The 12,848-nt window shown below is 63.9% G+C and carries 10 protein-coding genes; 7 read left to right on the top strand and 3 right to left on the bottom strand.

What is annotated here, in order from left to right; all coding sequences use genetic code 11:
• Positions 1-144: 144 nt before the first annotated feature.
• Positions 145-717 (top strand): GtrA family protein, encoded by a 573-nt coding sequence (locus ACWA1U_RS09110; RefSeq protein WP_463721887.1) that lies wholly within the window; start codon positions 145-147, stop codon positions 715-717.
• Here the strand turns inward: ACWA1U_RS09110 and ACWA1U_RS09115 are convergent.
• On the bottom strand, positions 695-1,468 hold the full coding sequence (locus ACWA1U_RS09115) for a TIGR03089 family protein (RefSeq protein ID WP_463721888.1): 774 nt from the start codon (positions 1,466-1,468) through the stop codon (positions 695-697). The two genes, ACWA1U_RS09110 and ACWA1U_RS09115, sit on opposite strands and share 23 nt — an antisense overlap.
• 327 nt (positions 1,469-1,795) lie before the next feature.
• Here ACWA1U_RS09115 and ACWA1U_RS09120 point away from each other — a divergent pair, with 327 nt between their 5' ends.
• Genes ACWA1U_RS09120 through ACWA1U_RS09130 form a run of 3 tightly spaced genes read left to right on the top strand, consistent with a single transcriptional unit; the run spans position 1,796 to position 7,549 of the window.
• Positions 1,796-2,344, top strand: coding sequence for a WhiB family transcriptional regulator (locus ACWA1U_RS09120; RefSeq protein ID WP_463721889.1), 549 nt, complete (start codon positions 1,796-1,798; stop codon positions 2,342-2,344).
• The gene (locus ACWA1U_RS09125; RefSeq protein ID WP_463724995.1) at positions 2,344-5,916 is read left to right on the top strand and encodes a glycosyltransferase family 2 protein; all 3,573 of its coding nucleotides are present in this window, start codon (positions 2,344-2,346) and stop codon (positions 5,914-5,916) included. Before ACWA1U_RS09120 ends, ACWA1U_RS09125 begins: the two co-directional genes overlap by 1 nt.
• A gap of 1 nt (position 5,917) precedes the next feature.
• Entirely contained in the window at positions 5,918-7,549 is a 1,632-nt protein-coding gene (locus ACWA1U_RS09130; RefSeq protein WP_463721890.1) for a DUF5719 family protein, read from the top strand.
• A 61-nt stretch (positions 7,550-7,610) separates the two neighbouring features.
• Here ACWA1U_RS09130 and ACWA1U_RS09135 read toward each other — a convergent pair whose 3' ends face one another.
• Complete coding sequence (locus tag ACWA1U_RS09135; RefSeq protein ID WP_463721891.1) at positions 7,611-8,102, bottom strand: metallopeptidase family protein; 492 nt, start codon at positions 8,100-8,102, stop codon at positions 7,611-7,613.
• 136 nt (positions 8,103-8,238) lie between these two features.
• Here ACWA1U_RS09135 and ACWA1U_RS09140 point away from each other — a divergent pair, with 136 nt between their 5' ends.
• The 3 genes from ACWA1U_RS09140 (at position 8,239) to ACWA1U_RS09150 (ending at position 11,927) form a co-directional block, all read left to right on the top strand.
• Positions 8,239-8,616, top strand: a complete 378-nt coding sequence (locus ACWA1U_RS09140) for a DUF3499 domain-containing protein (RefSeq protein WP_463721892.1) — start codon at positions 8,239-8,241, stop codon at positions 8,614-8,616.
• A 394-nt stretch (positions 8,617-9,010) separates the two neighbouring features.
• A complete protein-coding gene (gene ahcY / locus ACWA1U_RS09145) occupies positions 9,011-10,489 on the top strand; it encodes an adenosylhomocysteinase (protein WP_463721893.1) in 1,479 nt (492 codons plus the stop codon).
• Positions 10,490-10,619: 130 nt separating this feature from the next.
• The gene (locus tag ACWA1U_RS09150; protein WP_463721894.1) at positions 10,620-11,927 is read left to right on the top strand and encodes a L,D-transpeptidase; all 1,308 of its coding nucleotides are present in this window, start codon (positions 10,620-10,622) and stop codon (positions 11,925-11,927) included.
• Positions 11,928-12,005: 78 nt separating this feature from the next.
• Here the strand turns inward: ACWA1U_RS09150 and ACWA1U_RS09155 are convergent, their stop codons facing one another.
• Entirely contained in the window at positions 12,006-12,809 is an 804-nt protein-coding gene (locus ACWA1U_RS09155) for an RDD family protein (protein WP_463721895.1), read from the bottom strand.
• Positions 12,810-12,848 lie beyond the last annotated feature (39 nt).

The raw sequence follows: 12,848 nt of genomic DNA on the forward strand, positions 1-12,848 counted from the left end.
CCCTTGCAACCTGGCTTCTTGGGAAAGTCCCAATATTGATAGCTAAAATGGCGTACCAGTTAGGCTGCGGTGTCGTAGCCCGTCCGCCACGCAGGCTCCAACTACGCACTGCAACGGCGAATCCATCTATCCGACCGGAGGGTCATGATCACTGCACTTGCGGACCGGATCCGGGCTCTCGCGTCGCTGTTCTGGCGGGAGCTCGCCAAGTTTGGCGCGGTTGGTGGTGTGGCTTTCGTCATAGACAAGGGCCTGTTCTGGATCTTCATCCACGGGCCGATGGAAGACAGCGAGGTGAAGGCGCAGGTATATTCTGCCGCGATTGCCACGGTGTTCGCCTGGATCGCCAACCGCTACTGGACCTTCCGTCACCGGCGGCGGGCCAACGTGGTCCGCGAGCTCGTCATGTTCGCGCTCATCAACGCTATCGGCCTGGGCATTGCCGCCGGCTTTGTCTGGCTGGCTAAGTATCCACTGGATATTTCTGACCGCACGGGCCTCTTCGTTGCAGGAATCATCGGGACGGTGCTAGCAACGGCGGTCCGCTTCGTTGCCTACCGTTTCTGGGTCTTTAACGAAGAACTCGACCAGGAACCCGGATTCGACCACGATTACGAGATTATCCATCCCCGTGCGCATACCCATGACGGTGGCTCGGTGGATGACCAAGGAGCGGTGACTGTGGTGCGTGAAACTAAGCAGACAACCGAGCAGTAATGCGCTCGCCGGTCAGCAGCCGGTCGCTCACCTCGACCTCCGGGTGCACCAGGACAACGGTTCCACCCCGTGCCCAGATCTGGACTGCAGCACCCAGCACCGCGCGGAGGGGCAGGGAGGCAGGAACCAGGCAGACGGCGTCGTCGGCTGAATCTGCGAACGCGGCCGCTAGTGCGGTCGAGGCATCGTCCAGGGGCAACGGTTGGGAAATCAGCTCACTGAACCGAAGCTCTCCCTCGGAACCGACTGCCAGTACCGCGCCTGGAGCGGGTAGGGGCTCAAGGTAGGCGTCTCCGAAGGAACGCACCGTTGCCGCGTAATCGACCGCCCCGGCAGGGAGGGGTTCCGGCCAGCGCAGGTCAAGGGCCCCGGGCGCCACCACGACGAGCAGCTGACCGGGCGCCGCTTGGCCGGCCCGCATTGTCACCTGGATGTCAGGCTCAGTCGTCCCCGCCGGGCGAGGGTCCGAGCCGGGATCCGATGGGAAATGAGTGATCGCTCCCACCTGCCAGCAAGCGAGGGCCCACACGAGGGTTTTCCAGTGCGGCGGAGCGTTGAGCGCAACCGTGGTGCCGGCCGTCGCGTCGAGCTCCTCAATCAGCAGGTTGGATGTCTTTGCCACCCAGTTATCGAGTACCCGGCCTGAGAGCTCAATACGCTCAGAGCCAGGTCCGTACCAAATGAGGCGCGGCGCAGTGGACGCTGAGCGGCTACCTTCGAGCAGTTCGGCCATGCTTTCAGCACTTCGCATGGGGTGCCTTCCTTCTTAATATTTCCGGCGCCGCTGCCACTTTCCGGCGGCCCGAGACCTGCGCTGGGTGTTAATTTGGCGTCTGGGTAGGCGCGATGTCCGGAGCCAGTTGCTTAATTGTGAGCCGCCCCGGGCGTGGCGTGACAGGGGTCTGAGAAATTGACTCTATAAGATTCCCTCCGCCGCTTGACTATGAACGTATTACACGCGTGTAATTAGGGCATCGGATTTGTTTCGGCGGACGGGATTTCGGGGCCTACAGCGACTTGCTGGAGGCGCATCTCCCACACTAGCTTCCTGCCGGAGCTGCAACACCGGGAGGCTGATATGGGGCAGGCAGAGCACCTTAAAGACCACACCACCATTGCGGCCCAGGCATCTGTGCGGTACGGATCACGGGGCGTGCCCCAGGACTGGTTCGTAGACCCTGCAGATCCTGACGCCGCTGAACGCTACAGGCAACAGACGGGCAACCTCGACGACGAGGCAACCGCGTTCCTCGCTGCGCACGAGGCACTGAGCGAAGGTGGCGCCGTCGAGAACTTCCTCGACGCAAAGCCTTCACGGGAACCCAACCTGCCTGCCGTCCCCGAGCAGGTCGAGCAGGCCGTCTGGATCGGGCTTCCCGGAATCGGTTCCGACTTCGACGACGAAGGCGAGCTTGGCTGGCAGTCTGACGCGCTCTGCGCACAGACTGATCCCGAGGCTTTCTTCCCGGAAAAGGGCGGATCGACCAGGGACGCCAAAAAGGTATGCGGTGCGTGCAACGTCAAGGCGCAGTGCCTCGAGTACGCACTGGCCAGTGATGAACGGTTCGGTATCTGGGGCGGCCTCTCCGAGCGCGAGCGCCGCCGGTTACGGAAGCGAGCGGTCTGATTCATTCCCACCAGAGGGTCACTGCCGTTGTCGTAGCTCACAACGGCGCTGAGTACCTCGCTGACACACTCAGTGCGGTTAGTCGGCAGACCCGCCCCGCGGACTTCCATGTTGGAGTAGACGCCGGTTCAACAGATGAATCGGCGTCAATTCTGCAACTCCAACTCCCGGTTGGATCTCCGGTCGTGGCCGCTGGTGGACGTGCCGGGTTCGGTGCGGCAGTGAAGACCGCCCTTGCGGAAATTCCCGAGGGCAGGCGTGCGGACCCGGAAAGCGGCCAGGACTGGATTTGGCTGCTCCACGATGATTCCGCACCCCACCCTGACGCGCTCCATGAACTGCTTCGGGCCGTAGAGCTCGCGCCATCGGTGACAGTGGCGGGTGCCAAGCAGGTCGAGTGGGAGCACCCGCGCAAGCTGGTGGACGTTGGACTGTCGATCAGCCGCTGGGCGGAGCGCCTCACCCTCATCGACGTCGATGAACTGGATCAAGGCCAGTACGACGCCCGCAGTGACACTTTTGCCGTCAACTCGGCAGGCATCCTGATTCGCCGCGATGTATGGGATCAATTGGGCGGTTTCGATCCGGCCCTGCCGGGCACCGGCGACGACGTCGACTTCTGCTGGCGTAACCGCCTCGCCGGTAACCGCGTCGTCGTCGTCCCGTCCGCCGTGATGCGCCATTCCGGGAACCGCAACAATCACGCGGCCTCCCTGGGAGCCTCCCGCCGTGCGGAGGTCTACCTCAGGCTGAAACACGCAACGCTCTGGAAAGTGCCTTTCCTTGCCGTCGGGGCAGTCATCGGCGGGTTCGCCCGCCTGGTTCTGGGTCTGCTGGCCAAAGACCCGGGGTATGGGGTGGGCCAGCTCGCAGCAAGCATCGCGGCCGTGTTCAAACCCTTCGACCTCTTCCGCTCCCGCCGCTCCGCGGCACGGTCCAAGAAGCTTCCGCGGTCCGTGGTCCGTGCGCTGCGTACGGATAGACGCGACGTCCTGTCCCACCGGAAATCGGTGGTCGACGCCTTCTCGGCGCGGGGTAACGACGACGAATCCTTCGCCCAGAACACTTCGGCGGAAGTGCCGAGCGGCGACGCCAACGACGACTTCGCGGCGCTCGAAGGCCCCTCCCGCCTCTGGGTGGGCTGGGGCGCGATCACCGCCGTCGTCGTTCTTCTCGGTGTGTCCCTGGTGGCGCTGTCCCGGTTCATCGGCGCGCCCGCGCTCGCCGGCGGCGCGCTACTCCCCGTCTCAAGCGAACTTTCGGAGATCTGGTCCCACGCAACCCGTTGGTGGATTGGTCTCGGAGCCGGCGTTGCAGGACACGGGGACCCATTCACCTACGTGCTCTGGCTGCTTTCGGCGCTCGGATTCGGTAACGGCAACGCGGTTCTGGTGTTCGTGATGGTCTGCGCTGCGCCGCTCGCTGCCCTGAGCGCCTGGTTCGGTGCCAGTGCCTTCGTGCGTTCGCGGGGACTTCGTCTTTGGGCCGCGTTCGTGTGGGGAACAATGCCCGCCCTTCAGGTCGCGCAGGGGAGCGGCCGGTTGGGCGCGCTCCTGGCCCACATCCTCCTACCGCTGGTGGCGCTCGCCCTGGTACGCGCAGTAGGCCAGGCGCCCGGGCGGCCGGGCTCGCAAACCAGCGACACAGAACGGCGGTCCCAGGCAAACGAACCCGTCCGTAGCCGTGGTGTCCAGCTCACCCTCAAGCCCGGAATCAATGGCGTACCCAGCTGGACAGCAGCCGCAACTGCCGGGTTGCTTCTCGCGGCGCTGTCCGCCAGCGCGCCCTCGCTACTGCCGTTCTTCGTGCTCGTGATCGTCATTGTCTCCCTGGTGGCCAGGCGGCGGGCAAAGACGCTGTGGTGGGCTCTGCTGCCGCCCCTGGCGCTCTTCGTGCCGTTCGCAGCATCCACCATGAACAACCTGCGCGCCGTGCTGGGCGATCCAGGCCTGCCGGTCCCTTTCGATGCCGCCCCGCTCTGGCAGCAGGTGCTTGGCTTCCCCATTGCGTTCGACACATCGGCAGCGCTTGCCGCGTTGCCCTCTCTGCCTACCGGGCCATGGCCACTTGTGGCAGCCCTCGTGATCGGGTTTCCTGCCCTTCTGCTGGGAGCGGCAGCGCTGTTCCTTCCCGGCAGGGCACGGAGAACAGCGCGCGTCCTGTGGATGCTCGCGATCATCGCACTCCTCGGCAGTGCTGGCAGTTCCCTGGTGGTCTCCGCCCTGGGTTCATCCACTTTCGTTACGCCGTTCAGCGGTCCGTGGGTCTCTGTCGCCACGTTGGCCGTGCTTAGTGCAGCACTCCTTGGCGGTGAAAGCCTCACGCAGTTCCTCCGGGCCAGGCGGCTGAGGGAAACTTCTACGCCGCCGCGAAGCGCCCGTCTCCTGTTGGTTGCTTCCGCTCTGATACTCGCGCTCGGCCCTGCCACCAGCCTGGCACTCTGGGTGGTCCCGCAGCTACGCGCACCCGATCCTTCACTGGCGGCAACAAGTTTCGGCACCGGATCGCTGGTTGCGCCAAGCGCGCCCCGTACGCTCCCGGCGACCGCAGCGGACCGCGGCAGCAGCCCGGAGCGGGTGCGGACCCTCGTGATGAACATCGACGGAGAAAACAACGTCAGCGCCGCCCTGATGCGCGGGGGAGGAACCACCCTTGACGGGCTTTCGCAGATTTACTCAGCGCGGCAGCTTCACGGTCCCCTGCTGGACGCGCAACTGAAGGAGGACGACGACGTCGCGACAGACGTCCGCCGAACGGTCGCCACGCTGGTAGCAGGGACAGGCGTCGATCCCCGCAGCGAGCTCGAGCGCCTTGGCGTGGGGTTCGTGGTGCTGCAACGCTCTGATTCGGCCGCCGAAGTGCTGGTGGGGCAAGTGGACTCCGTGCCCGGCCTTGTCTCCGTGGGAAGTACCGAGTCCGGGTGGCTGTGGCGGGTCGAGCCGCAAGCTGCCGCCAGCGCCGGAGCCGACGCCGGTGCTCCGGCCTCGGCGGGCAGGGTTCGCATTCTCGACGAAACCGGCGCCATGCTGAGCGTGCTGAGCTCCCAGGAGGTCACGGCGTCGGCCCAGCTCCCAGCCGGCCCGGAAGGGCGGACGGTGGTGCTTGCCGAGCAGACTGCCCCCGGATGGGAAGCCACGTTGGATGGCCAGCGGCTTGAACCCGCCGACGCCGGCTGGAACCAGGCCTACGGGCTGCCCGCGGGAGGCGGGACCCTGGAGGTCCGCTACGTCACGGCGTGGGAGCCATGGGCCGGGATTGCGCAGGCCGTGGTCATGGTCCTCACGGTGCTGCTCGCAGTGCCGATACCCGCGCGGCCGCGGTTTGTGCGCGTACCCCCTGCAAGGAACAAGTCGCAGCGTCCGCCAGCGCGTACCGGCCGCAGGTCAGCCGTTCAGCAGACCCCTGCGAAGCGCATGTCCGAGGGAGCCACGAGGATCCCGGAGGTCGTTGCGGAGGACCCGCAGGATTACCCGCGCGATGACTCGTCTGAATCTGACCGACCAATCCACCCCGACAAGGATCACGCATCACCTGATCCGGAAGCCGTAAGCAGCGGAAAGGCGGGGAGCTGACATGGGCAGCACACCAGTAGGTTCCGCTGAAGCGGCCGCACGTGGCCGTTGGGTGCGCAGTGCAGCTGGAATCACGACCGGCGTCGTACTGCTAGCGGCTACCGGGGCACTTGCGACCGCTAGCATCGCGCCCGGAATCAAATCCGCAACTGAACAGCTTCCGGTGCCCACCGCTACGGTGCCGGCCGGAGAATACTCCGCTGTCTGCCCGGAACCGCTCAGGCTGCTGGAGGGTACCTCAGTGGAGGGCGGCGACCCCGAGTTCAGCCCCATCTCGGAGAGTGCGGAAAACCGCATTAGCGCGTTGATCCTCAGTGACCTGGGGGGAACCGTACCCGGATCAGCCGTAAGTCCTCTGGGGAGTGAGGAGCCCGTGGCTGTCATTGCCGAGGATGTGCCGGAGTCCAGCGAGGAAGAACCGCAGGTGAGTAACGAGGACGGCCTGACCAATCGTGTTGCCGGGCTGGCCCGCAATGAAGCAGTAGACAGCTCAGTGGTCCTGCGAGCCCAGGCAGTCGGGGAGCAACGGGCCACGGCTGGCGCTGGATTTACCTACTCCGCAACGGACGGGGATCTCGCAGGCCTGGCAGTAGCGGGTTGCCAGGTACCAGCCAACGATTTCTGGCTGGTGGGGGCATCAACCACCGTTGGAGCAACGGCAGTGCTGAAGTTGCACAACCCGTCAATCTCGCCCGCAACCGTAGATCTCGAATTGCACGGTTCCAAAGGCGTCATCGACGCGCCCGGCGGCAGGGGAATCCTCATTGCACCCGGCGAGTCCGAATCGATAGTCCTCGCAGGGCTGGCGGCCAATGACGAGACCGTGGCTGTCCGGGTCCGGAGCGACGGAGGGCGCGTGAGCGGCTTCATCCAACAGAGTGTGCTTCGCGGGTTGACCCCCGGCGGCGTGGACCTCATTCAGGCATCCGCTCCTGCAGGAACCACGCAGGTGGTTCCGGGCATCCAGATCCAATCAGCTGAGATCACGGACGGCATCCTCGCTCAGGAGGGTTATGGCAGCGCTGCACCAGCGCTCCAGGTTGCGGTGCCCGGCGGAACGGACGCTGTGCTCGATGTGCGCGTCTTCGGGCCGAAGGGGGAAGTCACGTTGCCCGGCGGGGGAGTGGTCACAGCCGCTGCCGGCGCCGTGAGCACCATCTCGCTGGACTCCCTGCCAGCAGGGGATTACTCCGCGACGGTCAGCTCGGACGTCCTTGTGGCTGCTTCCGCACGGGTGGTCAGGGGCACCGAAGCCGGAGAGCCGCTGGACCTGGCATTGGTGCCGTCGGCTGCCCGCCTTGGCAGCCAGCATATTGCGGTCCTGCCCGACGGCGTCGAATCTTCCTTCGTCTTCAGTGCGCCGAATGGTCGGGCGGAGGTACGCGTTACCCCAGTGAACGCTGAGGGTGGATTCGGAGAGGACCGCGTATTCGACGTTGCAGGTGGAACAACAGTGACGGTTCCTGCGGCGGATCTTGGTAGCGCGGTTGGAGCGCTGGTCACCGTAACCGGAGACCCGGCCTACGGCGCCCAGCTCGCCACTCTGGATGGGGACTCACCCGGTGTCTCAGTCATGCCCATCCCCGCCGGAAGTGCCGGCCAGCAGAGTGTCTCGGTCAATATCGGCTTTTAGTTGCGGCCGTCTGGACCCGGAAGAGGTTTCGGCGGAGGTGATGGCTGAATCTCGCTGAGGCTCACGCGCGCGAACGTCCGTATGCAGGATCGACGGCTTCAGGGGCCATGCCGAGCAGCTCGGCCATCTGCTCCACCACCACGTCATGGACCAATTCATTCGGGGCAATGAATCCCTTGGCGGCCATTTCGATAGGAAGCCGGTACACCGTTATTGTGGCCGGACGTTTCGCTGCCGCTGGAGCGGACGTGCCATACAACCCGCGGATGGCTGAAGGGGTCATCTCCTCCAGGCCGCCGGGGATCTCGCGCACAATGATCTGGACGTCCTGGATCTTCTCGCCCCAGAGACGCTCGAGCCGTTGGGCGGACTCCATGACCCAGTCCTCAAACCGCTCGGTTCGGGTGCGTGACCCGGGAAGGTGCGAGGGGATCAGTTCACCGCGCTGGCCGCGTCCGTGCCGGTCCCGGCGCCGACGGGCAAACTCGTAAGCCGCGCGATTTCCGGCGGTTGGAACGGCCAGTCGGATCGACAGTGGTGAGCTTTCCCGCATGAGTAAACTCTAGTCTGATCAAAGCACCCGTGCATCCTGATTGCACCACCGGTCGCGTGACTGTTCCGGTGCTGGGCGCTTCCCGCGGAGAGTTGATCGGTCAACTTCCACGGCGGACACGGTAGGCTGATCGATCGTGGGATCCATCCGTCAGTGTTCGCGCTCAGCGTGCCAGCGTGCAGCAATCTCGACGCTCACTTATGTGTACGCCGATTCCACTGCCGTGCTCGGTCCATTGGCCACGTACGCTGAGCCGCACTCGTATGATTTGTGCACACTTCATGCTGAACGCCTCACAGTACCGCGTGGGTGGGAAGTGGTGAGGCTGGCGCTGCCCTCAGGACCGCCGGAACCCAACCACGATGACCTTCTGGCACTGGCAAACGCTGTCCGCGAAGCGGCCACTGAGCGCAAGGCACCTGAACCCGCTGCGCCGTCGTCGAAAACCCCACTATCACCACCCACGGACGCTGGCACACGTCGGGGCCACCTGAGGGTCCTCAGGGACAATTAGGAAGAACTGGGCGGAATCACCGGTACGGCGCGCTGCAAGCGTGATCCTGATTCTGCCCGATGCAGCGGATCAGGATACCCTTTATCAAGCGCGTTCGCGAAAGCGCAGCTGGCACCGAGCGGTGAGAGTTGCATCGCACGAACCGAAGGAAAGGTTGCACCCCGTTGGCCCATCTCTCAGCAGATCTGATAGGTATCCTCCGCTGCCCAGTGACGGGATCTGCCTTGGTGCAAGTCGGGGAGGGCCTGCGTTCAGAGGCCCCCGATGCCTCCGGTAACCGGGTGGACTACCCCATCGATGAATCAATTCCCGTACTTCTTCGGCCCGAGCTTCGGGCAGCCGCAAACCCCTCCATCAGCACACCGTCAAACCCCGCAGAGGAACCCGCTCCAAAATGACGTTCGACTACAAAGTAGCTGACCTTTCGCTGGCCGAGGCCGGGCGCCACCAGATCCGCCTCGCGGAGCACGAGATGCCCGGGCTTATGTCCCTCAGGCGCGAATTCGGCGCCAGCCAGCCGCTGAAGGGTGCGCGAGTCGCCGGTTCCCTCCACATGACCGTCCAGACCGCAGTGCTGATCGAAACGCTTGCGGCACTGGGAGCCGAGGTTCGCTGGGCTTCTTGCAACATCTTTTCCACCCAGGACGAGGCAGCGGCAGCGATCGTCGTCGGTAAGGGTACTGTCGAGGACCCAGCGGGCGTCCCGGTGTTCGCCTGGAAGAACGAAACCCTCGAGGAATACTGGTGGGCCACCACCCAAATTCTTCAGTGGCCCGATGGCGGCCCGAACATGATCCTGGACGACGGCGGAGACGCCACCATGCTCGTTCACAAGGGTGTCGAGTTTGAGGCAGCGGGTTCCGTCCCTGCTACTCCCACGGAGGAAGATGTCGACTACTCCCACGAGTATGCAATCTTCCTCGACGTTCTGAGGGTATCCCTGGCCCAAGACCCGCAGCGCTGGACGAACATTGCAGCGGGCATCCGCGGTGTCACCGAGGAAACCACAACCGGCGTGCACCGTCTGTACCAGTTGGCTGAACAGGGCAAGCTCCTTTTCCCGGCTATCAACGTCAACGACTCCGTCACCAAGTCGAAGTTCGACAACAAATACGGAATCCGCCATTCACTTCCTGATGGACTGAATCGGGCCACGGATGTCCTGATCGGCGGCAAGGTCGCCGTCGTGTGCGGTTACGGCGACGTAGGAAAGGGAGCCGCCGAGGCCCTGCATGGTCAGGGTGCGCGGGTGATTGTCACCGAAGTGGACCCCATCTGTGCCCTGCAGGCCGCCATGGACGGGTATCAGGTAGCCCGGCTGGAGTCCGTGCTTGCCCAGGGTGACATCTTCATCACCACCACCGGCAACAAAGACGTAATCATGGCCCACCACATGGGAGCCATGAAGCACCAGGCCATCGTGGGGAACATCGGCCACTTCGACAACGAGATCGACATTGCCGGCCTCGCCCGGATCCCCGGCGTCACGAAAATCGAGATCAAGCCGCAGGTCCACGAGTGGGTCTTCGACAAGGGAACTGACCGACAGCGCAGCATCATCATGCTCTCCGAGGGCAGGCTCCTCAACCTCGGCAATGCCACCGGCCACCCGTCCTTCGTGATGAGCAACTCCTTCGCGAACCAGACCATCGCGCAGATCGAGCTCTTCACCAAGCACGGCCGGGCCGGCGCAGATGGTGAGCAGGAGTATGAGCGCCAGGTGTACGTTCTGCCCAAGATCCTCGATGAGAAGGTGGCACGCCTTCATCTCGATGCCCTCGGTGTGGAGCTTACGGAACTGACCAAGGGCCAGGCTGAATACCTGGACCTTGAGGTCGCTGGACCATACAAGCCGGACCACTACCGCTACTAAGCCTCCAACTGCTGCCCGTCGGGGTGTCCACACCTGCCGACGGCGCCTGCGGGCATAAAGTTGTGTTGGCGGCACTTCACTAATAGGCAGTACTTGAATTCGGTATCGAATAGAAGACAGGGCAGCAGCGATGACGAACCACTCCGACGAGTCCCAGCCGCGGCGACGCGCGTGGAAGATCGGCGCGCTCATCATCGCACTCGTCCTCGTTGTGGCAGGCGGTACTGTCGCGGTGGTGACCGCACCCTCGTGGGCGAACTTCGGGCAGGCAGCTGACTCGACGCCGTCGGATGGGCCTACCGAGGGAACTTCCTCCAACGACGGCGGATCCTCCGGTGATTCTTCTGACGATCCATCCGAGGCGTCGCAGGCCGAGGAGTACACCTTCGGGGTTACGCCCACCGACGGGGCAACGGAAGTGAACCCTGTTATTGCGCCGGAGATCCGCGCAGAGAAGGCCACCATCGATGAGGTGAGCCTCCGTCCAGCCGGTGGCGGTGAGCCGGTCCCCGGTACCCTGGCAGCCGACGGCACCTCCTGGAAGGCTGATGGGCGCCTCGCATTCAACACCGAATACACCTTCGAGTTTGTGCTTGTTGACTCGGCGGGCGGCGAGAGCCGGCAGAACCAGTCCTTCACCACCGTCCAGCCTGCGAATGAAGCCAACGCGTGGATGTACCCTTCCAACGGCGCAACCGTCGGTACCGGCCAGACCGTCGAGATCACCTTCAGCGAGCCCGTCATCAACAAAGCTGACGTCGAGAAGGCAATAACGATCACCAGCACGTCCAATCAGCAGGGTGCCTTCTACTGGCTGAATGACACGAAGGTCCGTTTCCGCCCGGAGCAATTCTGGAAGCCGAACAGCACCATTACGGTGGACCTGAAATTGTTCGGCGTTGAATTCGGCAACGGCATGATCGGCAATTTCGATGACACCTACTCTTTCAAGACTCACAACACCCGCCTTGCTGTCGTCGACAACGCCACCAAGGAAATGAAGGTCTACATCGACGGTAAGCTCGAGCGAACCTTCCCGGTGACACTCGGCACCGAGGAATGGCCGTCATTCTTCGGCTACTACACCGTGATGGAGCAGTACGAGAAGACAAAGTTCTCGGCGGAGTCGATCGGCCTTAAGCGCGGGGATCCTGCCTACTACGAAGCGACTACAGTCAACTGGGCGAGTCGGCTTTCCAACGGTGGCGCCTTTGTCCACGAAGCACTGCCGGCTGCGCAATCAGTGCTCGGTATCCAGAACGTCTCCCACGGCTGCGTAGGTATGAGCCCCGAAGGCGCGAAGTACTTCTACAATGTTTTCGGTCCAGGGGATATGCTGCAGATCCTCAACACGGAGACCGGCCCTGTGCAGGTGTGGGACGGCTTCGGCGACTGGAACGTGTCCTGGACTGAGTGGAACGCGCAACAGGTCTCCTGACGCCAGGCACCCTGACGCCACGCATCCTGGGCGGCACGCGCGGCTCAGCGCGGCCTGACTAAGCCACCTGGAAGCCTCTTACGAGCTGAAGGGCAGCCGGTGAAGGTGCTTGGCTGTGCGTGCGGTCCGTTCGCGCTGCGTCATGATTCGGGAGTAGTCGCGGTCGCGGCGCTCGGCAACGACGGCGTTGAGAAAGTCTTCGGGCGAGGTTCCCGGCGGTGGCCCTGGAAAGACGAAAGCTGAGGCCTCATTGGCAAGTTCGACAGCCAGTGTCGCGCGCGCGGGGGGCGTCAGCCGCGCCGCCTGCCCAATGAACTGCGAAATGCGGCGTGTCAGGGGATCGGGCAGTTGGAGAACATCTGCCGTGCGGATCCAGTCCTGCAGTGACGCCGGCGAAAATGCCCGGGCGCGTGGTTTGGCAACTACCCTCTCGTGCATTGAATAGGTGCCGGCGAGCAGGTCTCCCAGGCGCTTCGAGCGTTCGTTGAACACTGCGACGAGAAAAGCTACGGACCCCGCGAGCATGTAGATCTCGAGCACGGCCAGCATTCCCCGGATGAAGGCATGGCGGAAGCGGATCGCTCCGCCGTCGTCGCGCACTATCCGCAGGCCCATCACCAGTCTGCCCAGCGACTTGCCGCGGGTGATCGTCTCCACGGTGACGGGAGCCACCACAAGGACCAGGACGATCAGCACCAGCAACAGGGCCTGGGTGAGGGCCGGGTCGAAGGACCCCCCTAGAGTCTGACCGAACGCAACAATGACACCGATTATCACCAGGAACTGGGCAACGATGTCGATGAGGATACTCACCGCACGCGCGCCGAATGACGCCGGACGCAGTTCCAGTACTACTGCTTCACCGGTGATGACTGAACTCATTGCATACCCCTCCATCGACTGGGTTTCAGCATAGCTTCG

The organism is Arthrobacter sp. TRD_SC_6 (assembly GCF_055361185.1).

What these genes read in the sequence shown, in the direction of transcription:
- ACWA1U_RS09110 (WP_463721887.1), top strand. Translation starts at nt 145, where the DNA reads ATGATCACTGCACTTGCGGACCGGATCCGGGCTCTCGCGTCGCTGTTC.
- ACWA1U_RS09115 (WP_463721888.1), bottom strand. Translation starts at nt 1,468, where the DNA reads ATGCGAAGTGCTGAAAGCATGGCCGAACTGCTCGAAGGTAGCCGCTCA.
- ACWA1U_RS09120 (WP_463721889.1), top strand. Translation starts at nt 1,796, where the DNA reads ATGGGGCAGGCAGAGCACCTTAAAGACCACACCACCATTGCGGCCCAG.
- ACWA1U_RS09130 (WP_463721890.1), top strand. Translation starts at nt 5,918, where the DNA reads ATGGGCAGCACACCAGTAGGTTCCGCTGAAGCGGCCGCACGTGGCCGT.
- ACWA1U_RS09135 (WP_463721891.1), bottom strand. Translation starts at nt 8,102, where the DNA reads ATGCGGGAAAGCTCACCACTGTCGATCCGACTGGCCGTTCCAACCGCC.
- ahcY (WP_463721893.1), top strand. Translation starts at nt 9,011, where the DNA reads ATGACGTTCGACTACAAAGTAGCTGACCTTTCGCTGGCCGAGGCCGGG.
- ACWA1U_RS09150 (WP_463721894.1), top strand. Translation starts at nt 10,620, where the DNA reads ATGACGAACCACTCCGACGAGTCCCAGCCGCGGCGACGCGCGTGGAAG.
- ACWA1U_RS09155 (WP_463721895.1), bottom strand. Translation starts at nt 12,809, where the DNA reads ATGAGTTCAGTCATCACCGGTGAAGCAGTAGTACTGGAACTGCGTCCG.